Source organism: Corynebacterium sp. AOP40-4SA-5 (genome assembly GCF_052377355.1).
GTDB lineage: Bacteria > Actinomycetota > Actinomycetes > Mycobacteriales > Mycobacteriaceae > Corynebacterium.
Genome location: NZ_JBQSWS010000007.1, coordinates 77517 through 104224 on the forward strand (window position 1 = coordinate 77517; position 26708 = coordinate 104224).

General features: G+C 67.3%; 22 protein-coding genes, 1 tRNA gene and 1 other RNA gene. 6 read left to right on the forward strand and 18 right to left on the reverse strand.

Translation table 11 applies throughout. The features are described 5' to 3' along the window. Positions 1-73 precede the first annotated feature (73 nt). Positions 74-1657, forward strand: coding sequence for an AMP-binding protein (locus ACT3S3_RS06110; RefSeq protein WP_441579739.1), 1584 nt, complete (start codon positions 74-76; stop codon positions 1655-1657). Here ACT3S3_RS06110 and ACT3S3_RS06115 read toward each other — a convergent pair. The 4 genes from ACT3S3_RS06115 to nrdF form a co-directional block, all read right to left on the reverse strand. Beyond that, entirely contained in the window at positions 1646-2485 is an 840-nt protein-coding gene (locus ACT3S3_RS06115; RefSeq protein WP_441579738.1) for an aminoacyl-tRNA hydrolase, read from the reverse strand. The genes ACT3S3_RS06110 and ACT3S3_RS06115 overlap by 12 nt on opposite strands. After that, on the reverse strand, positions 2486-3766 hold the full coding sequence (gene serB / locus ACT3S3_RS06120; protein ID WP_301442469.1) for a phosphoserine phosphatase SerB: 1281 nt from the start codon (positions 3764-3766) through the stop codon (positions 2486-2488). It abuts the gene before it with no gap. A gap of 111 nt (positions 3767-3877) precedes the next feature. Further along, positions 3878-5578 carry an aa3-type cytochrome oxidase subunit I gene (ctaD, locus tag ACT3S3_RS06125; RefSeq protein WP_444626440.1) on the reverse strand — a complete coding sequence of 567 codons (1701 nt, stop codon included), beginning with the start codon at positions 5576-5578 and terminating at the stop codon, positions 3878-3880. 535 nt (positions 5579-6113) lie between these two features. After that, complete coding sequence (nrdF, locus tag ACT3S3_RS06130; RefSeq protein WP_301442501.1) at positions 6114-7112, reverse strand: class 1b ribonucleoside-diphosphate reductase subunit beta; 999 nt, start codon at positions 7110-7112, stop codon at positions 6114-6116. Positions 7113-7524: 412 nt separating this feature from the next. Between nrdF and ACT3S3_RS06135 the strand changes: the two genes are divergently transcribed. After that, positions 7525-8022, forward strand: a complete 498-nt coding sequence (locus ACT3S3_RS06135; protein WP_301442502.1) for a ferritin — start codon at positions 7525-7527, stop codon at positions 8020-8022. Between the two features lie 259 nt (positions 8023-8281). On the opposite strand, the gene nrdE is transcribed toward ACT3S3_RS06135, so the two are convergent. The 6 genes from nrdE to ACT3S3_RS06165 all read right to left on the reverse strand — a co-directional run bounded on the left by nrdE (position 8282) and on the right by ACT3S3_RS06165 (position 14046). After that, positions 8282-10441, reverse strand: a complete 2160-nt coding sequence (gene nrdE / locus ACT3S3_RS06140) for a class 1b ribonucleoside-diphosphate reductase subunit alpha (protein WP_301442503.1) — start codon at positions 10439-10441, stop codon at positions 8282-8284. Between the two features lie 64 nt (positions 10442-10505). Then, positions 10506-10949: a class Ib ribonucleoside-diphosphate reductase assembly flavoprotein NrdI gene (nrdI, locus tag ACT3S3_RS06145; protein ID WP_301442504.1), complete on the reverse strand. Its 444-nt coding sequence runs from the start codon at positions 10947-10949 to the stop codon at positions 10506-10508. A gap of 32 nt (positions 10950-10981) precedes the next feature. Further along, positions 10982-12331: an MFS transporter gene (locus tag ACT3S3_RS06150; protein WP_301442505.1), complete on the reverse strand. Its 1350-nt coding sequence runs from the start codon at positions 12329-12331 to the stop codon at positions 10982-10984. A 115-nt stretch (positions 12332-12446) separates the two neighbouring features. After that, on the reverse strand, positions 12447-12677 hold the full coding sequence (gene nrdH, locus ACT3S3_RS06155; protein WP_301442506.1) for a glutaredoxin-like protein NrdH: 231 nt from the start codon (positions 12675-12677) through the stop codon (positions 12447-12449). A 397-nt stretch (positions 12678-13074) separates the two neighbouring features. Beyond that, complete coding sequence (gene ykgO, locus ACT3S3_RS06160; RefSeq protein WP_012732041.1) at positions 13075-13197, reverse strand: type B 50S ribosomal protein L36; 123 nt, start codon at positions 13195-13197, stop codon at positions 13075-13077. A gap of 222 nt (positions 13198-13419) precedes the next feature. After that, positions 13420-14046 (reverse strand): vitamin K epoxide reductase family protein, encoded by a 627-nt coding sequence (locus ACT3S3_RS06165; RefSeq protein ID WP_301442507.1) that lies wholly within the window; start codon positions 14044-14046, stop codon positions 13420-13422. Between the two features lie 199 nt (positions 14047-14245). Here ACT3S3_RS06165 and ACT3S3_RS06170 point away from each other — a divergent pair. Continuing rightward, positions 14246-14321: transfer RNA gene (locus ACT3S3_RS06170), tRNA-Ala, on the forward strand. A gap of 241 nt (positions 14322-14562) precedes the next feature. On the opposite strand, the gene ACT3S3_RS06175 is transcribed toward ACT3S3_RS06170, so the two are convergent. Then, a complete protein-coding gene (locus ACT3S3_RS06175; RefSeq protein ID WP_301442508.1) occupies positions 14563-15351 on the reverse strand; it encodes a DsbA family protein in 789 nt (262 codons plus the stop codon). 265 nt (positions 15352-15616) lie between these two features. Between ACT3S3_RS06175 and ACT3S3_RS06180 the strand changes: the two genes are divergently transcribed. Continuing rightward, the gene (locus ACT3S3_RS06180; RefSeq protein ID WP_441579469.1) at positions 15617-17044 is read left to right on the forward strand and encodes an alanine/glycine:cation symporter family protein; all 1428 of its coding nucleotides are present in this window, start codon (positions 15617-15619) and stop codon (positions 17042-17044) included. A gap of 24 nt (positions 17045-17068) precedes the next feature. Here ACT3S3_RS06180 and ACT3S3_RS06185 read toward each other — a convergent pair whose 3' ends face one another. Further along, positions 17069-17641: a lipoprotein LpqH gene (locus ACT3S3_RS06185; RefSeq protein ID WP_301442509.1), complete on the reverse strand. Its 573-nt coding sequence runs from the start codon at positions 17639-17641 to the stop codon at positions 17069-17071. A 117-nt stretch (positions 17642-17758) separates the two neighbouring features. On the opposite strand from ACT3S3_RS06185, the gene ACT3S3_RS06190 reads away from it, so the two are divergent. Then, positions 17759-19390 (forward strand): AMP-binding protein, encoded by a 1632-nt coding sequence (locus ACT3S3_RS06190; RefSeq protein WP_301442510.1) that lies wholly within the window; start codon positions 17759-17761, stop codon positions 19388-19390. 23 nt (positions 19391-19413) lie between these two features. Here the strand turns inward: ACT3S3_RS06190 and ACT3S3_RS06195 are convergent, their stop codons facing one another. The 6 genes from ACT3S3_RS06195 to ftsE all read right to left on the reverse strand — a co-directional run bounded on the left by ACT3S3_RS06195 (position 19414) and on the right by ftsE (position 24566). Next, on the reverse strand, positions 19414-20649 hold the full coding sequence (locus tag ACT3S3_RS06195; protein ID WP_441579467.1) for a CynX/NimT family MFS transporter: 1236 nt from the start codon (positions 20647-20649) through the stop codon (positions 19414-19416). 26 nt (positions 20650-20675) lie between these two features. Continuing rightward, on the reverse strand, positions 20676-21572 hold the full coding sequence (locus ACT3S3_RS06200; RefSeq protein ID WP_301442512.1) for a cutinase family protein: 897 nt from the start codon (positions 21570-21572) through the stop codon (positions 20676-20678). Between the two features lie 316 nt (positions 21573-21888). After that, positions 21889-22266: a transfer-messenger RNA gene (gene ssrA / locus ACT3S3_RS06205) on the reverse strand. Between the two features lie 111 nt (positions 22267-22377). Further along, positions 22378-22938, reverse strand: coding sequence for an SsrA-binding protein SmpB (gene smpB, locus ACT3S3_RS06210; RefSeq protein WP_301442797.1), 561 nt, complete (start codon positions 22936-22938; stop codon positions 22378-22380). A gap of 21 nt (positions 22939-22959) precedes the next feature. After that, on the reverse strand, positions 22960-23862 hold the full coding sequence (ftsX, locus tag ACT3S3_RS06215) for a permease-like cell division protein FtsX (RefSeq protein ID WP_301442798.1): 903 nt from the start codon (positions 23860-23862) through the stop codon (positions 22960-22962). 14 nt (positions 23863-23876) lie between these two features. Next, a complete protein-coding gene (gene ftsE, locus ACT3S3_RS06220; protein ID WP_301442799.1) occupies positions 23877-24566 on the reverse strand; it encodes a cell division ATP-binding protein FtsE in 690 nt (229 codons plus the stop codon). Positions 24567-24679: 113 nt separating this feature from the next. On the opposite strand from ftsE, the gene ACT3S3_RS06225 reads away from it, so the two are divergent. Beyond that, complete coding sequence (locus tag ACT3S3_RS06225) at positions 24680-26299, forward strand: AbgT family transporter (protein WP_441579465.1); 1620 nt, start codon at positions 24680-24682, stop codon at positions 26297-26299. The last annotated feature ends 409 nt before the right edge of the window (positions 26300-26708 follow it).

The following is a 26708-nucleotide window of genomic DNA, read 5'->3' on the forward strand; positions in this document are numbered from 1 at the left end:
GGTAGGATTGACCGCGACCACAAAAGACACCGGGGCGACGACTACCCCGACCATCCCGCGCAGGAGGACACGCATGCCCGTCACGAGCGACCGTCCCGACGTCACCATCCCCGACGTCGGAATCCACGAGTACCTCTACGGCGACCTGTCCCCCGAGGACGAGGACCGCATCGCCGTCGTCGACCTCGCCGGAGGCACCGAGACGTCCTACGCCACGCTGCGCAGCCACGTCGACTCGGTCGCCGGGTGGCTCTCACGCCACGGTGTCGCCAAGAACGACGTCGTCGCCCTGCACTGCCCGAACTCCGTGGAGTTCATCGTCGCCGCCCACGCCGTGTGGCGTCTCGGCGCGGTGCTGACCCCCGTGCCGCTGCTGGCCTCCCCGCCGAAGGTCGCCGAGCAGCTGCGCGACTCCCACGCCGTCATGCTGCTCACCCTCGCCGGGCTGGGCGACGGCGGTGAGGAGGCCGCCGAGCTCGCCGGGCTGCCCGGTGAGCGGCTCATCCACCTCGACACCTCACGGGGCCTCAACCAGATGCTCGCCGAGCGCAGCACTCCCCCGTCGGTGTCCTTCGACCCGTCGACCCAGCTCGCCGCTCTGCCGTACTCCTCCGGGACGACCGGGCTGCCCAAGGGCGTGCGGCTCACGCACCGCAACCTGGTGGCCAACATGGCCCAGGTCGAGGTCTCGGGCCCGGTCACCCGCGAGGACGTCGTCTTCGGTGTGCTGCCCTTCTTCCACATCTACGGGCTGACCACCCTGGCCAACCTCACGCTGCGCCTGCGCGCCCGCCTGCTCACCGTGCCGCGCTTCGAGCTCAACACCTTCCTGCGCAACCACCAGAAGCACGGGGTGACCTTCACCTTCATCGCCCCGCCGGTGGCCCTCGCTCTGGCCAAGCACCCCGAGGTCGACAACTACGACCTCTCCGCCCTGCGCGGGGTGCTCTCCGGTGCCGCGAGCCTCGACGGGGAGCTCGCCACCGCGGTGCACGACAGGCTGGGCATCGAGGTGTACCAGGGTTACGGGCTCACCGAGTCCAGCCCGGTCACCCACGTGAACCTCGGCGACGGGCTGTCCCCCGGTTCCGTGGGGCGCCCGGTGGCCAACACCGAGCACAAGCTCGTCGACCCGGACACCGGCGAGGAGATCGCGGTGCCGTCAGGGACAGACGGGACAAGCGGTGAACTCAGCGCGGCCGGTGAACTGTGGGTCCGTGGCCCGCAGATCATGGACGGCTACCTCGGGAACCCCGAGGCCACGGCCGACGCCCTGCCCGGCGACGGGTGGCTGCGTACCGGCGACCTCGCCCATCAGGGTGCCTCCGGGGAGGTGTTCATCGTCGACCGGGTCAAGGAGCTGATCAAGTACAAGGGCTACCAGGTCCCGCCGGCCGAGCTCGAGGCCCTGCTGCTCACCCACGAGGCCGTGGCCGACGCCGCGGTGGTCGGTGTGACCGACGCCGACGGCGAGGAGATCCCCAAGGCCTTCGTCGTCGCACAGGACCCGGCCGCCGCCGGTGACGAGCTCGCAGACACCCTCGTCAGCTTCGTCGCCGAGCGTGTGGAGCCCTACAAGAAGCTGCGCGCGCTGCAGTTCATCGCCGAGGTCCCGAAGTCCGCGACCGGCAAGATCCTGCGCCGTTCACTGGCCTGACGGTGCCGGGGCACCCCGGTCGAGTGCCACCACGGTGACCGACCCGGGCGCGACCTCGGTGTAGCCGGCGTCGCGCACGACGGCCGCGCTCCCGTCCGCCCCGCTCCCGTCGGACGCACCGGTGTCCTGCGTGCCGGCGCCCCGTTCCCTGCGCTCCGCCTCGGCGCGCACCACCTCGAAGCGTCCGGCGTCGACCTCGCAGACGTGCAGCGGGAACCCGTCCTGCGCCCAGCGCCACGCCCGCCCGCGGCCCATGGCCGCGGCCAGCAGCATCGAGCCGTGGGCGACCTGGGCGGCGGCCTTGCCGACCGTCATCGTCAACGAGGCGTCCACGTAGACCACCGGGTGGTCGTCGGCGTCGAGCACGCCTTCGGCGTCCTCGGGCAGGGGCAGGTCAGTGCCCTCGATCTGCAGCCGGTTGATCAACGCCGGTGTCTCGGTGACCGGGCAGGCGGGGAAGGCGCGTACCGATGCAGGACGCTGCGGGTCCCCCACGCTGGCGGTCACACCCGGCAGCGACTGGACGTCCGACCACTTCTTGTTGCGCGCCCGGCGGGCGATCTTGCGGATCCGCGCGCCGTACCAGTTCATCAACGCCTCAGCGAAGGCCGTGTCCTGCCCGGCACGCTCGTCCAGGCAGACGGAGACGCAGGCGATCGCCGCGGCCTCCAGAAGGTCACGACGCTCCGGGCGCGGCTCGTGCGGGAGGTGCAGCACCAGCGGCATCGCCTGCACCGTCGACGGGTCGGACGGGTCCTCGCCGTCGGGTCTGTCGCCGTCCTCCCCCAGCACCGTGCGCAGACGGTCGTGTGCGAGCGCGAAGGACACTCAGCCCTCCAGCGGGACGCGGTGGTAGCTGCCGTCCTCGAGGTCGGCGGCGTCGATCTCCTCGCGGTCGATGCCGAGCATGAACAGCACCTCGTCGAGGAAGGGGTGGTTCACCGTGGCGTCGGCGACCTCGCGCAGGGCGGGCTTGGCGTTGAAGGCGATGCCCAGCCCGGCGACCGAGAGCATGGCGATGTCGTTCGCGCCGTCGCCCACGGCCACGGTCTGGTGCAGGGCGATGCCGTTGGACCAGGCGAACTCCTTGAGGCTTTCGGCCTTGACCTCACGGTCGATGACCTGGCCGATGACCCGGCCGGTGAGCTTGCCGTCGATGATCTCCAGGGTGTTGGCGCGGTAGAAGTCCAGGCCGAGTTCGCGGGCCAGCGGCTCGAGGACCTGGACGAAACCGCCGGAGACCGCCCCGGTACGGAAACCGAGACGCTTGAGGGTGCGCACGGTGGTGCGTGCGCCCGGGGTGAGCTGCACCATCTTCGACACCTCGTCGATGACCGAGGCGTCCAGCCCGGCCAGCGCCTTGACCCGCTCGTGCAGCGACTCGGAGAAGTCCAGCTCCCCGCGCATGGCACGCTCGGTGACGGCGGCGACCTCCTCCTCGCGTCCGGCGTGGGCGGCGAGCATCTCGATGACCTCCTGCTGGATCAGCGTGGAGTCCACGTCGAAGCAGATCAGCCGGGGGGCGCGTCGGGTCAGGCCGGCGCGCTGGATGGCGATGTCCACGCCGGTGGCGTGCGAGACGGCGGCGAGGGCCTGGCGCAGTTCCGCACTGCCGCCCGGGGCGGGGTCGGCGGCGGTGACCTTGAGTTCCAGCCCGGTGACGGGGTAGTCGGCGATGCCGCGGATGCGGTCGATGTTGGCCCCGTGGTCGACGAGGGTCTGGCCGATGGCGGAGATGTGCTCGGCGGTGACGGGGTTACCCAGCACGATGACGGCGTGGGTGGAGCGTGCACGGCTGCCCTCGAGCTCGTCGTCGACGTCGAGGGTGACGGTCATCGCCCGGCTGGAGAGTTCGTCGGTGAGTTCCTGGCGCATGGCCTCGGTGCTGCCGGCGACGACGCCGATGTAGGCGGCGAGGTTGAGTGTGCCGCGGAAGTTCGCCTGTTCGACGTCGAGCAGTTGCACGTCGTGGTCGGCGAGGATGCGGAAGAAGTCGGCGGAGACGCCGGGGGCGTCCGGTCCGGTGACGGTGACGACGCCGGGTGAGAGCCCGGGTGCGAGGCTGACGGTCAGGTGACGGGAGGAAGTCTGCTGGTCCACGGGACTCATTCTGTCATGGTTTCCCTGACACACGAACAGCCGCACCCCGCGTAGTCGGGGTGCGGCTGTCTCTGTGGTGACTGTGGTGGCGGCGTGGTGGTGCCGCGCCTGCGGTGGGCCCTAGAAGTGGCGTCCCACGTGCGCTTCCTCGCGGGCCGTCTTCACCATGTGCGGGTAGTGCAGCTCGAAGGCCGGACGCTCCGAACGGATCTTCGGCATCGAGGTGAAGTTGTGGCGCGGCGGCGGGCAGGAGGTCGCCCACTCCAGGGAGTTGCCGTAGCCCCAGGGGTCGTCCACGGTGACGATCTCACCGTAGCGCCAGGACTTGAACACGTTCCACACGAACGGCAGGACGGACAGGCCCAGGATCAGTGCACCGATGGTGGACACCTGGTTGAGCAGCGTGAAGCCGTCCTGGTCGAGGTAGTCGGCGTACCGACGCGGCATGCCCATGTTGCCCAGCCAGTGCTGCACCAGGAAGGTCATGTGGAAGCCGATGAAGGTCAACCAGAAGTGGATCTTGCCCAGACGCTCGTCGAGCATGCGGCCGGTGATCTTCGGGAACCAGAAGTAGACGCCGGCGAAGGAGCCGAAGGCGACGGTTCCGTAGAGCACGTAGTGGAAGTGCGCGACCACGAAGTAGGAGTCCGACAGGGCGAAGTCCAGTGCCGGGGAGGCCAGCATGACACCGGTCAGACCACCGAACAGGAAGGTGGCGAAGAAGCCGATGGCGAAGATCATCGGGGTCTCGAAGGAGATCCGGCCCTTCCACATCGTGCCCAGCCAGTTGAAGAACTTCATGCCGGTCGGCACGGCGATCAGGAAGGTCATGAAGCTGAAGAACGGCAGCAGCACGGCGCCGGTGACGAACATGTGGTGGGCCCACACGGCCAGCGACAGTGCGGCGATCGACAGGGTGGCGAAGATCAGGCCCACGTAGCCGAACATCGGCTTACGGGAGAAGACCGGGAAGATCTCGGAAATGATGCCGAAGAACGGCAGGGCCAGGACGTAGACCTCGGGGTGGCCGAAGAACCAGAAGAGGTGCTGCCACAGGATGGCGCCACCGTTGGCCGGGTCGTAGATGTGGCCACCGAGGATGCGGTCGTAGAGCACGCCGAGGGCCGCGGCGGTCAGCAGTGGGAAGATCAGCAGTGCCAGCAGCGAGGTCACCAGGATGTTCCAGGTGAAGATCGGCATGCGGAACATCGTCATGCCCGGTGCGCGCAGGCACAGGATGGTGGTGATCATGTTGATGGCGGCGGCGATACTGCCGACACCACCGACGCCGACACCGACGACCCACAGGTGCGAGCCCACACCCGGGGAGTGGATGGCGTCCGCCAGCGGCATGTACATCGTCCAGCCGAAGTCGGCGGCACCGCCGGGGGTCAGGAACCCGGTCAGCATGATGATGCCGCCGAAGGTGGTCAGCCAGAAGCCGAGTGCGTTGAGTCGCGGGAAGGCGACGTCGGGCGCACCAATCTGCAGCGGCATGATGTAGTTGGCGAAACCCCAGACGATCGGGGTGCCGAACAGCAGCAGCATGATCGTTCCGTGCATCGTGAACAGCTGGTTGAACTGCTCGTTCGACAGGAACTGCAGGCCCGGGTGGAACAGTTCCACGCGGATCAGCAGGGCCATGAGGCCACCGATCGCGAAGAACGTGAAGGCCATGATCATGTACATGATGCCGAGCTGTTTGTGGTCAGTCGTGGTCAGCATGGTCCATGCATGACCACCCTTCTTCGACTTCCCACCCTGAGGAGCAGGCCGAGCTGGGGAGACCGGTTGGTCTTCCCTGGGCGCTACTGCGGTCATTCAATCCTCCTGACTACGCGGTGCCGTTCGTCGGGACGACACCCAGTGAATGAGCTGCACAGCGAGGACCCGGTGTCGTTGAACGTCACCCGTCACGGGGCCACCCGCACAGACTGGGGACAATACTAATCCCTCGGCCCCGGCTTTAATAGCCGGAGCCCCCCACCTGCCCCAAATGACACGATCGGGGGTGCACGAACCCCTGCACTCCCCCACCGTCCGAGGCGCCGCGCACCCGTCGGGAACCCACCCCCGCATCACCACGCCCCGTGCTCGAAACAGCCGGAAATGGTCGGAAATGGTCGCTGACAGGCCCGTGGCCGACGCGGTGCGTCCTGCTCGGAGGTCAGGACGCCGCACTGCGCCGCACTGCGCCGCACGGCGCCGCACCGCCGGAGAGCCGGCGCAGCGTCCTGCAAGACGATCCTTTCAGGACGCTATGGCGTTCCTGAGACGCAAATGCCCCGCCGTGTCCCCTCGCGGGGACGACAGGCGGGGCGGGCGAACCTGGCGCAGTTGGCCCAGAGCTCCGAGCTCAGAAATCCCAGTCGTCGTCGTTGGTGTTCTCGGCGGTGCCGATCACGTAGCTGGAACCCGAACCGGAGAAGAAGTCGTGGTTCTCGTCGCCGCCGGGGTTCAGCGAGGACAGGATCGACGGGGAGACGTTCGTCTCGTCGGCCGGGAACAGCCCCTCGTAACCGAGGTTGTTCAGCGCCTTGTTGGCGTTGTAGCGCAGGAAACGCTTCACGTCCTCGGTCCAGCCGAGGTCGTCGTAGATGTCCTCGGTGTACTGCGACTCGTTGTCGTAGAGCTCGAAGACCAGGTCGAAGGTGTGCTCCTTGAGCTCCTGGCGACGCTGCTCGGACACCTTCTCCAGCCCGCGCTGGTACTTGTAGCCGATGTAGTAGCCGTGCACCGCCTCGTCGCGGATGATCAGGCGGATCAGGTCCGCGGTGTTCGTCAGCTTCGCGTGCGAGGACCAGTACATCGGCAGGTAGAAGCCCGAGTAGAAGAGGAAGGACTCCAGCAGCGTGGAGGCGATCTTCTTCTTCAGCGGGTCGTCGCCCCGGTAGAAGTTCAGGATGATGTCGGCCTTGTCCTGGAGGTTCTTGTTCTCCTCGGACCAGCGGAAGGCGTCGTTGATCTCCGGGGTGGAGGACAAGGTCGTGAAGATCGACGAGTAGGACTTGGCGTGCACCGATTCCATGAAGGCGATGTTGGTGTACACCGCCTCCTCGTGCGGGGTGATGGCGTCCGGGATCAGGCTGGTCGCGCCCACGGTGCCCTGGATCGTGTCCAGCATCGTCAGACCGGTGAAGACACGCATGGTGGCCTGCTTCTCGGTCTCGGTGAGCGTGCCCCAGCTCTGGATGTCGTTGGACAGCGGCACCTTCTCCGGCAGCCAGAAGTTGCCCGTCAACCGGTCCCACACCTCGAGGTCCTTGTCGTCCGGGATGGTGTTCCAGTTGATGGCGGTGACCGGACCCCCCTCACTGTGGTGGACGGGCGAGTGCGGCTGCCGGGACGTGGTCATGTACCTCTCCTGAAGGGCAAGTGATGATGCGTGAAGCGCCACGCCGGACGACGCGAACGGCGGGCGCAAGTCACCGCCATCCTAGCCGTCCGCGACCGCCCCTGCTAACCCGTCCGCCGGACGCCGCCGTCGGCGGCGTCCCACGGCCGGCGCCCGACACATCGGGGCGAATTCACCCCCACTATAGGGTAATTTGACCGAGGCCACGCTAACCCTAGAAACCTCGTGATACGAGGCTCCGATTCGCCGAGGTTCGCACGAAAAGGCGTGGACCTGCAGAAACGCCCTTTACCCCTAAGCAGTGCAGGCAAGGCATAATTAGGGCAGACATGCCTTTTCACCTGCACCGATAGGCCGTTGGTTAGCCTGAACTGTCTAGAGAAAGGTTTTACCGATCAGTACCGTTACCGCCATGAGCATCAACGAGAAGTTCCAGGAAGCCGTCAACAAGCAGGTCGTCGCCGAGCACCAGGCCGCCCTCATCTACACCCAGCTGTCCTACGAGATGGACCGCCTCTCCTTCCTCGGCATGCGCGACTGGTTCCGCGCCCAGGCCGACGAGGAGCGCGAGCACGCCGCGAAGTTCGCTGAGCACCTGCTCGACCGCGACGCCCGCGTCGACCTCACCGACATCGAGCTGCCCTCCCTGAAGATCGCCACCCCGCTGGACGCCTTCGAGGCCTCCCTCGCCCACGAGCAGAAGGTCTCCGAGCTGATCCGCGACCTCGCCCGCACCGCGGACGAGACCGGCGACATCGACTCCCGCCAGCTGATCAACTTCTTCCTGGCCGAGCAGATCGAGGAGGAGTCCTCCGTCAACGACATCATCGACTGGATCAAGACCGTCGGCAACGACGGCTCCGGCCTGCTGCGCATCGACGCCAAGCTCGGTGCCCGCGACGGCGAGTAGGCACTCCCCCGCCGCACTGGCCTGCGCCGGCGTGCACCAGCACAGCTGACACGACCACCCTGGGTCGGTTCTGAACGAACAGAACCGACCAAGGGTGGTCGTTTTGCGTCTGCAGGAGGGGCGGCGCGGCTCCGGTGGGGCAAACCCCGCGTCGCGTGCCGGATCCGGTCTCCGCGTGCCGCGGAGCGGGCGGATCCGGCACGTGGCGCGGGGTCAACTCGTTCCCGACCCGGCACTCCGAGCGCCGAACCAGGCAGCCTTAGAGCATGCAGCTCACGCAGCCCTCGACCTCGGTGCCGGCCATGGCCGTCTGACGCAGGCGGATGTAGTACAGGGTCTTGATGCCCTTGCGCCACGCGTAGATCTGCGCCTTGTTGATGTCACGGGTGGTGACCGAGTCCTTGAAGAACAGCGTCAACGACAGCCCCTGGTCCACGTAGCGCGTCGCCACCGCGTAGGTGTCGATGATCTTCTCGTAGCCGATCTCGTAGGCGTCCTCGAAGTAGTCCAGGTTGTCGTTGTCCATGTGCGGCGCCGGGTAGTAGACGCGCCCGATCTTGCCCTCCTTACGGATCTCGATCTTCGAGGCGATCGGGTGGATCGACGAGGTCGAGTTGTTGATGTAGGAGATCGAGCCTGTCGGCGGCACGGCCTGCAGGTTGCGGTTGTACAGGCCGTCGGCCATCACCGCCGCCTTCAGCTCCGCCCACTCCTCAGTGGAGGGCACGTGGATCGACGACTTCTCGATGATCGCGGCGACCTTCTCCGTACGCGGCTGGAAGGCGGCCGGGTCGTAGGAGTCGAAGAACTCCCCGGAGGCGTAGTCGGAGTTGGCGAAGTTGCGGAACTTCGTCCCGCGCTCCCGCGCGATCGTGTTGGACGCCTTGAGGCACTCGTACATCACCGCGGCGAAGTACACGTTGGTGAAGTCCAGGCCCTCGTCCGAGCCGTAGTGGATGTGCTCGCGGCCCAGGAAACCGTGCAGGTTCATCTGGCCCAGCCCGATGGCGTGGGAGCCGTCGTTGCCCTCACGGATCGACGGCACCGAGTCGATGGACGTCTGGTCGGACACGGCGGTGAGCCCGCGGATCGCGGTCTCGATGGTGCGCGAGAAGTTGTCCGAGTCCACCGCTGCGGCGATGTTGAGTGAACCGAGGTTGCAGGAGATGTCCTCGCCGACCTCGGAGTAGGTCAGGTCCTCGTTGAACTCGCTGGGGGTCGAGACCTGCAGGATCTCCGAGCACAGGTTGGAGTGGGTGATGCGCCCCTCGATGGGGTTCGCCTTGTTCACCGTGTCCTCGAACATGATGTACGGGTAGCCGGACTCGAACTGGATCTCCGCCAGCGTCTGGAAGAACTGGCGCGCGTTGATCTTGCGCTTGCGGATCCGCGGGTCCTCGACCATCTCCTCGTAGTGCTCGGTCACGGAGATGTCGGCGAAGGGACGGCCGTAGATGCGCTCCACGTCGTACGGGGAGAACAGGTACATGTCGTCGTTGCGCTTGGCCAGCTCGAAGGTGATGTCCGGGATGACCACGCCCAGCGAGAGGGTCTTGATGCGGATCTTCTCGTCCGCGTTCTCCCGCTTGGTGTCCAGGAACTTCATGATGTCCGGGTGGTGGGCGTTGAGGTACACCGCGCCGGCACCCTGGCGGGCACCGAGCTGGTTGGCGTAGGAGAAGGAGTCCTCCAGCAGCTTCATCACCGGGATCACGCCGGAGCTCTGGTTCTCGATGTGCTTGATCGGCGCACCGGTCTCACGCAGGTTGCTCAGCAGCAGCGCCACACCGCCGCCGCGCTTGGACAGCTGCAGGGCGGAGTTGATGGAGCGCCCGATGGACTCCATGTTGTCCTCGATGCGCAGCAGGAAGCAGGACACCGGCTCGCCGCGCTGGGCCTTGCCGATGTTCAGGAACGTCGGGGTGGCCGGCTGGAACGTACCGGCGATGATCTCGTCGACGAGGTTGCCGGCCAGCTCGATGTCGCCGTCAGCGAGCCCGAGGGCGACCATGCACACCCGGTCCTCGTAGCGCTCCAGGTAGCGGCGTCCGTCGAAGGTCTTCAGCGTGTAGGACGTGTAGTACTTGAACGCCCCGAGGAAGGTCTTGAACCGGAACTTGTGGGAGTAGGCGCGCTTGAACAGCGCCTTGACGTCGGCGAACTCGTACTGGTCGAGCACCTCCGGGTCGTAGTACTTGTTCTCGACCAGGTACCCGATCTTCTCCTCCAGGTCGTGGAAGTAGACGGTGTTCTGGTTGACGTGCTGCAGGAAGTACTGGTTGGCGGCCTCGCGGTCCTTGTCGAACTGGATCTGGCCGTTACCGTCGTACAGGTTGAGCAGTGCGTTGAGCTGGTGGTAGTCGAGCTGGTCGGCCTGCTGGACCGGTTCAGCGACGGTTTTCCCGAGATCGGTGGTCATGGCTCTCCCCGTTGTGAAAAAAGATGGTGTCTGTGTCTATGTCTACTGGAGTCGGCGGCCTATGTCATGCGACGGCCTCCCAGCGCCCGTCATGGCGCAGCGAGTCCTCGAACTCCGCCAGCCCCTCGCGCACGCGTGTCACGTCGTCGGGGGTTCCCATGAGTTCGAAACGGTACAGGTAGGGCACGCCGCACTTCGCGGCGATCACGTCCCCGGACCGGCAGAAGTCCTTGCCGAAGTTCAGGTTCCCCGAGGCGATCACGCCGCGCAGCAGCGCGCGGTTGCCGGGGTCGTTGAGGAACCGGATGACCTGTTTGGGCACCGGACGCGAGTCGTCCCCGGTGATCGACGCTCCCCCGCCGTACGTCGGGCAGACGAGCACGAAGGGCTCGTCCACGACGAGCGGCTCGTCCGACCGGCGCAGCGGGATGCGCGCGGCGGGCAGCTCGAGCTTGTGGACGAATCGGTCGGTGTTGCGGGTGGTCGATGAAAAATAGACGATGAGCATGCTCGCTGTACCTCGTATTCTCTTTACGGACTCTACCGCTCGGCGAACCGGGCAGGGACGTACTTCAGGAAGGACGGGACGATCGCCACCGCCACGACGGTGCCGATGACGACCAGGACGCCGCCGACGAGTGTGGCGGTGCCCGCGCCGAGGACGGATCCGGCCCAGCCGTGCAGCATGTCCGCCAGGCGCGGGCCGCCGGCGACCACGATGAGGAAGACGCCCTGCAGGCGTCCGCGCATCCGGTCGTCCGCGGCCTCCTGGAGCATCGCCGAGCGCTGCACCGAGGAGAACATGTCGGCCAGGCCGCCGATGACGAAGGCGAACACCGCCACGCACGCCCACAGGCCGATGCGTCCGTCGGCGAGGTTGACGGCCACACCCATCACGATGATCGCCACGCCCCAGCACAGCACCGAGACCACGATGCCCACTCCCTGGTGGCGCAGCCTGGTCACCGCGCCGGAGAAGATCCCGCCGAGCACGGCGCCGGCGGGCACCGCCGCCCAGAGCAGCGCGTAGAACAGGCCGCCGTCCCCGGCTTCACCGAAGTCCACGGTGGAGATCTGCGGGATCAGGGCGCGCGGCATGCCGAAGATCATGGCGATCAGGTCGATGACGAAACTCATCAGCAGGATCGGCATCGCCGCGAGGTAGATGAAACCCTCGGCGATGCTGCGGAAGCCCGGCGTCCTGCGCCGCGAGGCGTCCTTCCCTGCGCTGCCTGCGCCTCCTGCGCCGCTCAGGTCCGGCGGCAGCGCCGGAAGCTTGAGCACGGCCCACAGTGTGGCCGCCAGGCAGAAGGCGTCCACCAGGTAGAGCAGCGAGTAGCCGGTCACCGGGATCAGCAGCCCACCGAGGATGGGGCCGAGGATGGCGCCGGCCTGCTGCACCGTCATGTTCAGCGACACGGCCGGGGCCACCGCACCCTCCGGGACGATGCGGGCGGTGATCGCGGTGCGGGTCGGCTGGTTGACGGCGAAGAACGCCTGCTGCAGCGCGAAGATCGACAGCAGCAGCCACACGTTGTCCAGCCCGGCGGCGGCCTGCGCCCAGAAGGCCACCGCGGTGGCGATCAGGCCGACGGTGGTGATGATCAGCAGGCGCCGACGGTCCATCATGTCCGCCAGCGCGCCGCCGTACAGGCCGAAGACGATCAGCGGGACCAGACCGAAGGCACCGGCCAGGCCCACGAAACCCGAGCTCCCCGTGATCGAGTAGATCTGCGCGGGAACCACGACCACGGTCAGCTGGGAGCCGATGACGGTGACGATGTTGGCCGTCCACAACCGCCGGAAGTGCGGCGACTGCAGCGGAGTGGTGTCGGCCAGAACCGACCGCAGGGCCGTCCTGCCCGGACGGCGTTCAGAGCGCGAAGCCATGGAAAAACACCACTTCAAGGGGTTCGAGGGGTCAAACGTGACAAAAAGGAGGGAGGACGCTGCGTGCTGCAGCGCCCTCCCGGTGGTGTTCGCGTCCCCCTCGCGGGGGACGGTCTCAGGCCGCTGCGACGTCCAGGGACTTGATGCGGTCCGGACGGAAGCCGGACCAGTGGGCGTCCTCCGTGACGACGACCGGGGCCTGGAGGTGACCGAGGGCCATCACGTAGTCGCGGGCCTCGTCGTCGAGGCTGATGTCGACCATCTCGTAGTCAAGTCCGGCCTTGTCGAGGGCCCTCTTGGTGGCGGTGCACTGGACGCAGGCGGGCTTGGTGTAGACGGTGATCATCGAGGCGCTCCTGTGAAGAATGACGGCGAAATGCGTGGGGTGGGACGTGCCCGGCGGTGCGTGTTCCCCGGGTGCCCGGAGCGGTGCCCCTGCCGGGCTGATGACGACGACACTACACCGGGATCGGAGCGGGACACAACCCGTTTTTCCACGAGATATTGGGGTAATCACATCATTCGAACACAAGATATAGTAGTTACAAGATGCGTATTCGCAGGTGGCGCGAGAGGGTCGACACTAGATGTTGGGCCGAAAAATCATTGATGTAATTCCACGGAAGGTAACTGCCTCCGGAACTCCCCCGTGCGACCCCGGACGCGAAAGAACCCCTCCGGTGCACGCCCCGGCGAGGGGGCGGCACTGGAGGGGTTCGTCCGAAAAACGGAAGACCGCTGGATCAGCCCTGGCGAGCCTTGAAACGCGGGTCCTTCTTGTTGATCACGAAGACCTTGCCGTGGCGGCGGACAACCTGGGCGCCCGGCTTGTTCTTCAGCGACCGAAGGGACTTACGGACCTTCATCGGGCGCTCCTTTCTCGTCGTGCGCCCCGGGCTGCTCACACAGAACCTCGGCGCGGTGTTGATCGTGATTGATCGGAATTGATCAGACTCCCCGGAACGCCAGAAAGCGTCCGGAAGAGCGACGTACGAGCCCGGCGAAATCCCGGGTCGCGACACAGCACGACAGTTTAGCCTGACACGGTGCCCTGACCAAACCGCCACCGTTGGCGGTGCCTACCGGGCTCAGAACACGAACTGCTGGAGGATCAGTGCGGTGAATCCGAGGTACCACACGACGACGACCGCCAGCGGCATGAACAGAGCCGACGCACCACGCGGCGCCGTCCCCCCGGCGGCCTCGGTCCGCGAGTGCGCGATCCGCACCACCGTGGACACGAACAGCGGCAGGACGACCGCCCACACGACCATGCAGTAGGGGCACAGGGCCTCGATCTCGTAGACCGCCTCGTAGGCGAGCCAGTGCACGAAGACCACGGCGAGCGCCAGTCCGAGGAGGAAGCCGTACCAGAACCAGGCGCGGAAGCGGGCGCCGGCGAAGAGCGCCACACCGATGCACAGCACGACGGCGAATCCGACGAGACCGATGAAGGGGTTCGGGAAGCCGAAGGCGGAGGCCTGGTTCGAGTTCATCACGTCCGTGCACGAGACGACGTCGTTCAGGGTGCACGCCGGGGTGAAGCTCGCGTCCTGCATGAGCTTGATCTTGTCGAAGAGGATCAGGCCCGACATGAACAGGCCGATGACGCCGAAGACGACGAGCCCGAACGCGTACGGTGCAGACCCTCCCCAGAGGCCCGCCTGGCGACCGTCCGGCCGCTCGCCCGCCCGTTCCTCAACCGCTGTAGTCACTGGATCTCCCGTCGTGTGCCGGAGCGGACCCGCTGCCCGCCGTCGATGTACTGCAATTCTCGCACACCGGCCCATCCCGCCCCAACGTCTGAAATGCGTCTTTCGCCACACTCACCTGCTGGTTTGCGTGCTCGGAGAGCCCTGGGGTACATTATGTCTCGTCCGCAGCGAGGAACACTTCTTCTTCCGCTCAGCGTACGGGGCTATGGCGCAGCTGGTAGCGCACCACACTGGCAGTGTGGGGGTCAGGGGTTCGAGTCCCCTTAGCTCCACCACGGTCCGCCCCCTGTTCTCCCCGGAGAACAGGGGGCGGACTTTTTCGTGCGCGGTCTTCCGCTGTGGTGCCGGGCACCCGATCCAGCGGATGTTCCCCGCCGTCCCCTGCCTCCGGCGCCCGGCGCAATCAATGCAATTCGGTCCGGTCACTGGCAGTGACCGGACCGAATTGCAGTGTTTAGGCCGTCCTCGGGGACGAACTGTTCCGAACTGCCCCGACCTACGCGGACCTACGCGGACCTACTCGGAGTCAGCGGACTCCGACTCCGTCGCCGCGTCCGACTCCTCGGAACCGGAGTTGCCGGCGATGACGTCCGGGACCCAGTTCTTCATCTTCTCCGGATCCTCCGGGTCCCGCTCGATCGCGTAGGACTCGCCGTCGACGTAGAGGGCAGGCGTGGCAGCCTGGCCGTCCATCCGCTCGTTGAGCTCCTCCGAGTTCGCGTCCAGCAGGGGCTTGTACGTGTCCACGACGGACTCGTCACGGATCGACTCGACGACGGAGTCCTCGACACCGAGCTGCTCGGCGGCGTCCGCCAGCTCATCGAAGCCCCAGTCACGTGCGACGGTGGTCTGGTCCTCGAAAGCCTTCTCGTGGAAGGCCCAGAATGCGCCGGCGTTGCCGGTGTCCGCGATTGCCATGGCGACGGCTCCGGTCCGGGTGGACGCCGGGTCGCTGCCGCTGACGAAGTTCACGGTGTGGAGATCGACGTTGAGGTCCCCGTCCTCCAGTGCGGCCTTCATCGAGTCGCCGTCGACGTCGACCAGCTCGGCACAGTAGTGGCAGCTGTAGTCCTCGAACACCTCCGCCGTGGAAGCGTCGTTGTCGTCGCCAGAGCGGAGCTGGACCACACCGTCCTCCACCGACACGGAGAAGGACACGTCTGCCGCGCTGAGGTCCACGTCGGCGCTCTTCCGGCCGTTGAAGACCATGAAACCGATGAACAGCACGCAGATCACCACGAGCGCCACGATCCCCCAGAGGAAGCTCCGGTTCTTGTCGTTGGGCGCCTTGATCTTCTGACTCACAAACCTCAACCTTTCACGGTGTTCTCTCTCCTCGCCCCGACGTTTTCGCAGGACGTGACCGCGTCCACCCTATCTGTCGTCCGCGCCGCTAATCCAGACGGGACCGCCGGGGGTGTCGGCATTCCCAGCAAACTGGCAACCAGGGCTCCCGCACTGACAGTGCACGCACAGCAGACCCCCCTCCACCCCCACGCAGAAAAACTTCCCTGTTCATTACCTGGCGGAAACACGGGCGGGTTATCTTTCTCTCATGCAAACAACCGACATGCAGCTGGCCTCGGGCTTCGAGGACGGCCTCGACACCGCCGCGTCCTTCGTCTGGGGCCCGTGGCTCCTGATCCCTCTCCTGTTCGCCACCGGCTTCATCCTGACGATCAGGTTGCGCGGGGTCCAGTTCCGCAAACTGTTCCCCGCACTGCGCCTCGGGCTCATCGACCGTGAGGACGAGGGCGCCAAGGGAGACATCACCCAGTACCAGGCGCTGACCACGGCGCTGGCCGCCACGGTCGGCGTCGGCAACATCGTCGGTGTGGCCACCGCCATCTCGATCGGTGGCCCCGGCGCGCTGTTCTGGATGTGGATCACCGGCCTGCTCGGCATGGCGTCGAAGTACTCCGAGGCGTTCCTCGGGGTGCGTTTCCGCGTGACCGACGGCAAGGGCAACATGTCCGGCGGCCCCCAGCGTTACCTGGAGCGCGGCATCAAGGGCCCGGTCGGCAAGTTCCTGGCCTGGTTCTTCGCCATCGCCGCGGTCGTCGCCTCCTTCGGCATCGGCAACATGACCCAGGCCAACGCGGTGTCGGAGAACCTGGAGAACTCCTTCGGCGTCGACCCGACGATCACCGCCATCGTCCTGTTCATCCTCATCGGCGCGGTCCTGCTCGGCGGCATCAAGGCCATCGGCCAGGTCACCGCCGGCTTCGTCCCGCTGATGATCGCCGTCTACATCATCGGTGGCCTGGCGGTACTCACCATCAACGCCGCGGCCATCCCCGAGGCCATCGGCCTGATCTTCTCGGACGCCTTCTCCGGCACCGCGGCCGTCGGTGGATTCGTGGGCTCCGGCATCCTGCTGGCACTGCAGATGGGTGCCGCCCGCGGCATCTTCTCCAACGAGTCCGGCATGGGCTCGGCCGCGATCGCCGCCGCCGCGGCGAAGACCACCCACCCGGTCCGTCAGGGCCTTGTCTCCATGACGCAGACCTTCATCGACACCATCGTGGTCGTGTCCTTCACAGGTCTGGTGATCATCTCCAGCGGCGTGTGGGACCAAGGCGAGGACCGGGCCGGGACGATGACGAGTGACGCCTTCGCCGAGGCCCTGCCGGGCCACTGGGGCGGTTACATCGTGACGATCTCGATCGTGTTCTTCGCCTTCTCCACGATCCTGGGCTGGTCGTACTACGGCGAGCGCAGCGCGCAGCGCATCTTCGGTGACTACGCCACGGTCCCCTACCGCATCGTCTTCACCTGCGTGGTCGTCGTCGGCGCCACGATGGAGCTCAACATGGCCTGGACGTTCTCCGACCTGGCCAACGGGCTGATGGCCCTGCCGAACCTCGTCGGCCTGCTGATCCTGTCCGGACTCGTCGCCCGGGAGACCAAGGCCTACCTGGACTTCGACCCGAAGCTCAAGGCGTCGACCGCCGAGGTGGAGAACTTCCTGGTCGAGCAGAAGTCCCCCTGGCGCTGATCAGGCCCCAGAAAAGGCCCCGGCTCAGGCGCAGCTGACCTCGAGTTCCAGCTCGGCGACGTCGCCGGCGTCCGGGTGGTCGTCGTCGACCTCGAGCTCGCCGCGGACCCGGTAGGTGTCACCGTCGACCTCGACGGTGGCCTCCGCCTCCCGGGCGTCCGTGGACTCCCACTCCTTGCCCTCCATCTCCACGCCGAGACCGTCGACGCGCGGAGTGTCCCTCGTGTCGAGGTCGACCTCCACGTGGCTCGTCGCGTCGGCGTTGCGCAGGTCGATCTCGAACTCGTCCGCGCCGTCCTGCCGGCACTGCACGTCGCTGAAGTCGGACGCCATGTCCGTCCCGTCGAAGACGAGGCTGGCCACGCTGCCACCGCCTGCAGAGCCACTCCCCGAGCCGCTCCCCGGCTCACTCGTCCCGCTCGCGTCGGCGCCCGCCCCCGCGTCGGACGTCTCGGTCACCGTGACGGTCGCGTCGCCGCCCGTGGCGTCCCCACCACTGTCGCTGTCGTTGTCGTCGCCGCAGGCGGCGAGCGCGCCGACCATGCAGGTTCCCAGGGCGAGGGCCACCACGCGGCGGCGGGTGTCGCTGATGTTCACGGCCGTTCCTTTCCTCGGTAAATGTTTCCTCCCCGATCGTAACCGTAACGCCGCGGCCACGGCCGGACACTGTTACCCTCGCAGGTGTTGATTCACCGTCCAAAAGGAGAACCGTCCATGACCGCAGGCCTCAACGTCCCGCTGACCCCGCTGCGCTTCCTCGACCGCAGCGCCACGATCCACCCGGACCGCACGGCCTGCGTCGACGGTCCGCGTCGCGTCACCTTCGCCGGGATGCGGGAGGACGCGCTGCGTCTCGCCCGCGCGCTGCAGCGCCGCGGCCTGCGGCCCGGGGGACGCGTCGGCATGTTGGCGTCCAACAGCTACGAGGCGCTGCTCGCGCAGTTCGCCGTCCCCCTCGCCGGCGGCGTCCTCGTGCCGATCAACACGCGCCTGGCGCCGGCGGAGGTGCGCTACATCTGCGACCACGCCGGCATCGGCACCCTGTTCGGCGAGCAGGAGCTGATCCTCGCCTGCCGGCGCACCCTCGGCAGCGCCGGGCTCGTGGACACCTTCGTGCTCATCCAGGACGCCGACGGCACCCAGCCCACCCCGAAGTTCCCCGACTCCGGGGTCGTCACCACCTTCGACGAGTACCTCGCCGAGGGCGCTGAGGGCGCCGAGCTCCCCTTCACCGTCGGGGACGAGGACGCCGCCATCGCCATCAACTACACCTCCGGCACCACCGGACGCCCCAAGGGCGTGGTCTACACGCACCGCGGCGCCTACCTCGCCGCGCTGGGCATGGTGATGACGCACAACTACACCCGCGACTCGGTCTACCTGTGGACCCTGCCGATGTTCCACTGCTCCGGATGGTGCACCGGCTGGGCGGCGATGGCGGCCTGCGCCACCCAGGTGGCGTTGCGTGCGGTGCGCGGCCCCGAGGTGTGGCGACTGATCGACGAGGAAGGCGTGACCGGGCTGTGCGGGGCACCGGCGGTGCTGGCCACCATCGTCTCCGCCGAGGAGGCGCACCAGGTCACCGACCTGTCGGTGGCGACCGCGGGCGCGCCGCCGAGCCCCACGGTGATCGGCGCGTGCGAGGACCTCGGCATCGACGTGATCCACGTCTACGGTCTCACCGAGACCTACGGCCCCACGGTCACCTGCGCCCCGCAGCCGGACTGGGCCACGCTGTCGACGGCCGAGCGTGCCCGCCTGAAGTCACGGCAGGGCCTGGCGATGGTCACCAGTGAGGAGGTCCGCGTCGTCGAGCAGATCGGGAAGGACGCACCGCCGGACGTGACGCTGGTGGACGTGCCGTCCGACGGGGAGACGATGGGCGAGGTCGTGATGCGCGGCAACATCGTGATGCGCGAGTACTTCCACAACCCCGACGCCACCGAGGAGGCGTTCCGCGGCGGCTGGTTCCACTCCGGTGACCTGGCGGTCAAGCACCCCGACGGGTACATCCAGGTCCTCGACCGGGCGAAGGACGTGGTCATCTCCGGCGGCGAGAACATCTCCACCATCGAGGTGGAGCAGGCGGTGATCAGCCACCCGTCGGTGGCGGACGTCTCGGTGATCGGTGTGCCGGACGACCGGTGGGGTGAGGCGCTGCGCGCCTACGTCGTCCTCGTCCCCGGCGTGGAGCAGGACGCGGCGCTGGAGTCGTCCGTCATCGACCACTGCCGCGGCCTCATCGCCGGCTACAAGGTCCCGCGCGACTACCGCGTCATCGACGAGCTGCCACGGACGTCGACGGGCAAGGTGCGGAAGAACATGCTGCGCGAGCAGGCCGACTGAGCAGGCCGACTGAGCTGGCCGGTTCAGTCGAGCGTGCGGTCGCGTCCGACCCGCCACCCCACCGCGACGAGCAGGACGTCGGCGACGATGAGCACCACCAGCGCCGGCGTCCAGGAGCCGCTCACGTCGTGCAGGGCGCCGACCGCGACCGGGCCGGCCGCTGCCAGCAGGTACCCCACCGACTGCGCCATCCCCGACAGCGAGGCGGCCTGCCCGTGGTCCCGGGTGCGCAGCCCGAAGAACGACAGCGCGAGCACGATGCTCGACCCACAGCCCACACCGGCGAGACACACCCACAGCACCATCACCGACGGCGCCAGCAGCATGCCCGTCACCGCGGCGAGCATGGTCAGCGGAACCACGACCCCGAGCACGCGCTGGTCGGCCGTCCTCGCGATCAACGCCGAGCAGCCGAGACTGCCGACGATGCCGAAGACGTGCAGCAGGAACTGGTGGACGCCGGCCGCGGTGTCCCCCACCCCGGCGTCGACCTCGATGGCCGGCAGCCAGGTGACGAGCACGTAGTAGCTGGTCGACTGCAGGCCCATGAACACAGTGACCTGCCAGGCCAGACGTTGGCGCCACACCGACCGTGCCGCCCGCGCCACGGGCGCCACCGGCGCCACGGCATCGCCGGACAGCTCGACGTGGCGGGACGCGGCGGCCGCCGCGTCCTGCCGTGGGGCGTGGCCCCCGACACGCAGGCGTGGCAGCAGCACGCCGATCGTCACCAGCGCCAGACCCGCCCACATCCCCAGCGGCAGACGCCAGCCCAGGGAGGTCAGTCCGGCGACGGGCACCGCGACCCCGGCCGCCACCGCAGCGAAACCCGACTGCATCGCCGAGTACGCCCCGGTGACCTGTCCGATACGCCCCGGGACGTCGCGTTTGACCAGGGCGGGCAGCACCACGTTGAGGGCTGCGATCGACACCCCGATCATCACCGTGCCCGCCCACAGCAGCATCTGCGGCGGGGTCGAGCGCACCAGCAGGCCGACTGCGAGCAGGACGAGTCCGGAGACGATCACCCGCTCCAGACCCCACCGCGTCGCCAGCCGCGGGATCAGGGGCGAGACCACCGCGAAGCACAGCAACGGGAGACTCACCAGCACCGACGCCGCCGACGCAGACAGGCCCAGGTCCCCCTCCACCGAGGAGAGCACCGGGCCGACGGTCGTGATCGCGGCGCGCAGGTTTGACGCGACGAGCAGGATGCCCGCCACGATCAGCCCCATGGGCAGGGTGTTGCCCCTACTCACCGTGTCGTGATGTGCCACCGGTGATGTCAGAAGTTACTGGTCAGGAACCCGTAGACCGGGTTCACCCCACCGTTGCCGCCGTAGCTGGAGACGTGCGCGTACTGGCCGGGGGCCAGGCCGAAGGGAACCTCGGCGACCACGCTGCGGTTGTCGACGCCGCGGATGTCCGAGCTACCGGTCAGCGTCTGGTCGAGCGCGGTCATCTGGGTGACGGCCTCGGCGCGCTCACGGGTGTTCTCGGTGCGCTCGTCGGAGTTGCAGATGTAGTCGGCGGCAGCACACACGTCCATCACGCGGTCGGCGACCTCACCGTAACCGCCCGGCAGGGCGCCGAACACGCCGGCACCGCCGCGGGCGCTACCGCCCTCGACCGAGTCCGCACCACGGTTCGGGCTGGAGATCACCGCGGCGGAACCGAACTTGTCGGCGTCGATGGGGCCGCGCCCGTGGCCGATCTCGGCGGCCACGCGGGACGCCACGTCCGCTCCCAGGGAGTAGCCGACGAGGCTGATCTGGGAGGACGGGCATTCCGCCGCGGTCCGGGAGATGAGCTGGTTGGTGCGGGTGATGCCCTGCGACTGGATCTTGCTGTATGCCGTGGAGACGAACGGCAGGGCGTCGTAGGAGACGGTGCGGGTGGTGGACTTCCCGAAGTTCTCGAGCATCGCGCCGAGGTCCGAGGTGTAGGCCCCGACCGGCAGGTTCTCCGGCAGAGCCGTGGAGGACTGGCCGCCACCGGGCACGATGACCACGATGTTCGGCTCGCACCGCGGGATCGCAGGGGTGGCGACGATGCCGGCGGAGAAGCCCACGGCCGAGGCCATCGGCGCTCCGACGACGGCGACCGCGACGGTGGCTGCGGCGGCGGTGAGCATCGAACGAAGAGCGGGACGGTTGCGGCGGTGACGGGTGGACAGACGCACGTGGACTCCTGAGGCATGGACGACGGAGGTGGAGAGCTAAACAATCACCTGTGATGAAACGACGAAGAGGATTATAAGCATACTTTGGACCCCGAGTCACCGTGATGGTCGCCGAGGCTGTTTCGGTGGTGGTCACCGTCGCGATTTCGCGGGCCCCTGCGTGAGACAGCAACCCCCGGAAGTCGGTCGGACCAACCTGCGGGGTTGCTGTCTCCCCATCCACGGAGAGGTATACCCAGAATGTGCCCACGGGCGCCCTCCGGGACGTGGCCCAGACACAGAGAAGGCCCCCTGACCGGTGGGTCAGGGGGCCTGTCGGTGGAGCCGCCGGGAATTGAACCCGGGTCCTTCGCGACCTCGCCAGGGCTTCTCCGTGCGCAGTCCGCGGCTACCTCTGCTCGGCTCTCCGGGTCATGCGGACGTGCCCGGATGATGAGCCCAGTCGCTCTGAAATGTCCGCCACCCGCCCGAACGACAGGACGGTGGCGTGAAGTCCCTTAGCTGATGCCAGTGACCGGGTCAGGGACCTACCCGGGCTGACAGACACGCGGTCGCTGATTAGGCAGCGAGGGCGTAGTCGCGCTGAGTGTTCTTCTCGGCGCCTATAGGTTGCTGCGACGCTCACGGTGGTCTCCAGCCTGCACCGGCACGCTTCCCCTGGCTCAATGCACGAAGTCGAAACCTGATCGACCCCTTGGTGTACATCCCCTGTCGTCGGAAAGCTCGGCGACGGCAGGAAGATCAACTCTAGTTCGCGCCGCGCACCGACGTCAACCTTGGCAGTCGCCCCAGGTCAGCCCCCGCTTCAGCCCTTGATGCCCTTGATCCGACGCCCCAGCTCACGGGTCGCCTCACGCTCCTCGGTCCGCCGCTTGATGTCCTGGCGCTTGTCGTAGTCCTGCTTACCGGTGGCCAGCGCGAGCTCCACCTTGAGGCGTCCGGAGACGAAGTAGAGCTGCAGCGGGACCAGGGTGTTGTTGCCGTCGCGGACCTTGCCCATGAGGGTGTCGATCTCGTTGCGGTGCAGCAGCAGCTTGCGGACGCGACGCGGCGCGTGGTTCGTCCACGTCCCCTGCGCGTACTCGGGGATGTGCAGGTTGCGCAGCCACACCTCGCCGTCGTCGACGGTGGCGAAGGCGTCCACCAGGGAGGCCTTGCCCTCGCGCAGCGCCTTGACCTCGGTGCCGACCAGGGCCACACCGGCCTCGACGGTCTCCAGGATGCGGTAGTTGTGGCGGGCCTTGCGGTTGGTGGCGACGACGAGCGGGCCGCCGTTCTTCGTGCCGGCCTTCCCGGCCTTGCCCGACTTGGCGGCCTTGTCGCCCTTTTTCCGTCCGGAATCCACCGGTGTGCTCTTCTTCGCCATAGCCCGAGGAAGTCTACCCGGTTACTTCTTCACGTACCAGCGCAGTGTGACCTGCGCAGTCACCCCGGCGACCAGGGCACCGGCGATGATGACGAACGGCGAGACCAGCCAGATGTCCGAGGCGGTGATCCTCGCTATCAGGTCGGCGTCGTAGAGGGACCCGAGCGCCTGGTCCAGCAGGAAGCGCTTGCCCAGCAGCAGCGCGCCGACGGACAGCAGGGAGCCGATGATCGAGGCCAGCATGGCCTCGAGGATGAACGGCGCCTGGGTGTACCAGCGCGTCGCGCCGACCATGCGCATGATGCTGGTCTCGTGGCGTCGGGAGTACGCCGCGAGCTGCACCATGTTCATGATGAGGAAGATCGCGGCGATGGCCTGCACGGCGGCCAGCACGAAGCTGGCGTTGCGCACCGCGTCGAGGTTCTGTGTCGCGCCACGCAGGTCGTCCTGCTGGTCGACGATGGTGGACACGCCGGGCTTCTCGGCGATCTCGTCGATCGGCGTGGTGTCCAACGGGTCGGCGAGACGGACGTGCAGCGCCGCGGGGAAGGCGTCCTGCGAGGTCTGCTCCACGAGGACGGGGTCGGACTGCCCGAAGAGCTCGACGAACCGCTGGTAGCTCTGCTCCTTGTTGCGGTAGGTCACCGACTCGACGTCGTCGTCGGACTCCAGGGTGTCGCGGATGTCCGCGCAGACCTCACTGGAGCAGTCGAGGTCGCTGGAGGAGATCTCGTCGTCGAGCTGCACCATCACCTCGATGCGGTCGAGGTAGAGCTCCTTGGTGTCGGAGGTCATGTTGGTGATCAGCACGCCGGTGGCGAGCAGTGCCAGGGAGATGGCGGTGGTGATGATCATCGCGACGGTCATCGTCACGTTGCGGGTCAGCCCGGAGAAGGCTTCCTTGAGGACGAAACGGATCTTCATGTGTTCCCTCTTCCCTAGCGTCCGACGGCGTAGATGCCGTGTGCGTCGTCGCGCACGAGTTTTCCGTTGGACAGTTCCAGGACGCGGCGGCGCATGGAGTCGACGGCGACGTCGTCGTGCGTGCTCATCACCACGGTCGTGCCGCCCCGGTTGATGCGGTTGAGCAGCGCCATGATCTCGGCGGAGGTGTCCGGGTCGAGGTTGCCGGTCGGCTCGTCGGCGAGCAGGACGAGGGGACGGTTCGCGGTGGCGCGGGCGATGGCCACGCGCTGCTGCTCGCCGCCGGAGAGCTCGTCGGGCATGCGCTGCCCCTTGCCCGCCAGGCCGACCATGTCGAGCGCCTCGGGGACGGCCTTCTCGATGGCGTCCTTCCGTCGCCCGGTGACCTCGAGGGCGAAGGCGACGTTGTCGTGGACGTTCTTGTTGGGCAGCAGGCGGAAGTCCTGGAAGACGTAGCCGATCTTCTGACGCAGCTGCGGCGTCCTGCGCTTGCGCAGCGTGTTGACGTGGAAGTCCGCGACGTAGAGCTCGCCGGAGTCGACCTCCTCCTCACGGATCATGAGCTGCAGGAAGGTCGACTTGCCCGAGCCACTGGGCCCGATGAGGAAGACGAACTCACCCTTGTCGATCTCGACCGAGACATCCTGCAACGCAGGCCGGGTGGACGTCCGGTATGTCTTGCTGACCTTGTCGAATGTGATCACGTCGCTACCGTACCCGACAATCTGGGGCAAAAGAAACAGATGTGGCTGGAGTGACAACTCTATTTATGTGCATGTCCTGCAGCAGATCGGCCGGATTGGTAGTCTGCTGCCCCATGACGCCTCAGGAGACTCAGACGCCGTCGGAGAAGCCAGAAGACAAGGTAGAGGACAAGAAGGAACACCACTCCAGACCCCACGGTTTCCTGGGGTGGGTGGAGTGGCTCGGCAACAAGCTGCCCAACCCCTTCTGGCTCTTCGTGATCCTCGGCGGGCTCGTGCTGGTCCTCAGCTGGCTCGGATCCCTGGCCGGCTGGTCGGCCGAGGACCCGCAGACCGGTGACCCCGTCGAGGTCACGAACCTGCTCAACAGCGAGGGCCTGCACCAGATCGTCACCGGGGTGGTCACCAACTACACCGACTTCCCGCCGCTCGGCGTCATCATCACCGTGATGCTCGGCGTCGCGGTCGCCGAGTACGCGGGCCTGATCAGCGCCATCGTGCGCGCCATGGTGGCCAAGACCGGTCCGAAGACGCTGACCTTCGTCGTCGCGCTCGCCGGCGTGACCGGGTCCGTCGCGTCCGACGCGGTCTACGTCATCGTCATCCCGCTCGGCGCGATGGCCTTCCACGCCATCGGACGCTCCCCCATCGTCGGCGCGATCGTCGCCTTCGTGGCGTCCTCCGGCGGCTTCAACTCCTCGCTGGTGCTCAACATCACCGACGTGCTGCTGTCCGGCCTGTCGACCTCGGCCGCGCAGATCGTGGACCCCGACTACGTGGTCAACCCGCTGTCGAACTACTACTTCGTGATGGCCTCCGCGATCCTGCTGGCGGTGATCATCACCCTGGTCACCGAGCTGTTCATGAACAAGCGCATCCACCAGCTCGTCGACCACGACCAGGTGAACTACGAGGAGGTCGCCTTCACCGACGAGGACGGCAACGAGGTCAAGGACCTCGCCCTGCGCGACGTCGAGGGCCGCGGCCTGAAGATCACCGGCCTCGTCGCCCTGGTCGGCCTCGCCGTCTACTTCGCCCTGCTCTTCGTGCCCGGTTCCCCGCTGCAGGGCGAGGGTGGTGCGGTGATGGAGAGCCCGCTGATCACCGACATCGCCGTGCCGATCGCCCTGGGGTTCTTCCTGCTGGGCACGGTCTACGGTGTCGTGGTCGGTTCGGTGACCAGCCCCGCCGACATCCCGGAGTTCATGGTCCGCGGCCTGAAGACGCTGCTGCCCATGATGGTGCTGTTCTTCGCCGTCTCCCAGTTCCTCGCCTGGTTCGAGTGGTCCAACCTGGGCAACTTCCTGTCCATCAAGGGCAGTGAGGTGCTGCAGACCTGGGATCTGCCGCCGGTGGTGCTCTTCGCCGGCTTCATCGTGATGGTCTGCCTGCTCAACCTCATGATCACCTCCGGGTCGGCACAGTGGGCGCTGATGGCACCGGTGGTGGTGCCGATGATGATGTACGTGGGCATCTCCCCGGAGGTCACCCAGATGCTCTACCGCATCGGTGACTCGACCACGAACATCATCACCCCGATGAGCCCCTACTTCGCCCTGGCCCTGTCCTTCCTGGTGCGCTACTACAAGAAGGCCGGCCTCGGCACCCTGCTGTCGATGACGATCCCCTACTCCATGGCGATGCTCGTCGGCTGGTTCCTCTTCTTCCTCGCCTGGTGGGCCCTCGGCATTCCGCTCGGCCCCGGCGCGCCGATGGAGTACCCGGCGAACTAGAACCACGCCGGAAACCGCGCAGGACGGTTTCTGTCCGGCGCGCAGGACGAAGCGTCCACTTCGCCGTCCCGCGCCGACGGAAACCGTCGCCGTCCCACCTCCCGGGGTGGTCTCCGGACGCACCCGCGCCGCGTCCTCCCCCGGCACACCTCCTCAGCTCAGCGTAGGCTCGGTGCCCCATCACCCACGGGCCGCTCTCCTCCGCCCCCGCGCACCGTGGACCGAACGACCTGACACCACGGTCGTCCACACCACGGTGGACGCCGACGCCTCGAGAGGAGCCCGCGTGCCGCACCACCACCTGTCGCCGTCCGACCGCCCGGCACCCACCGGCCTACGTCCCGTCGGTGACCGCCCGCCCGCCCGGACCTGCTGAACCCACCTCACGACCCTGAACCCGATCCCGTAC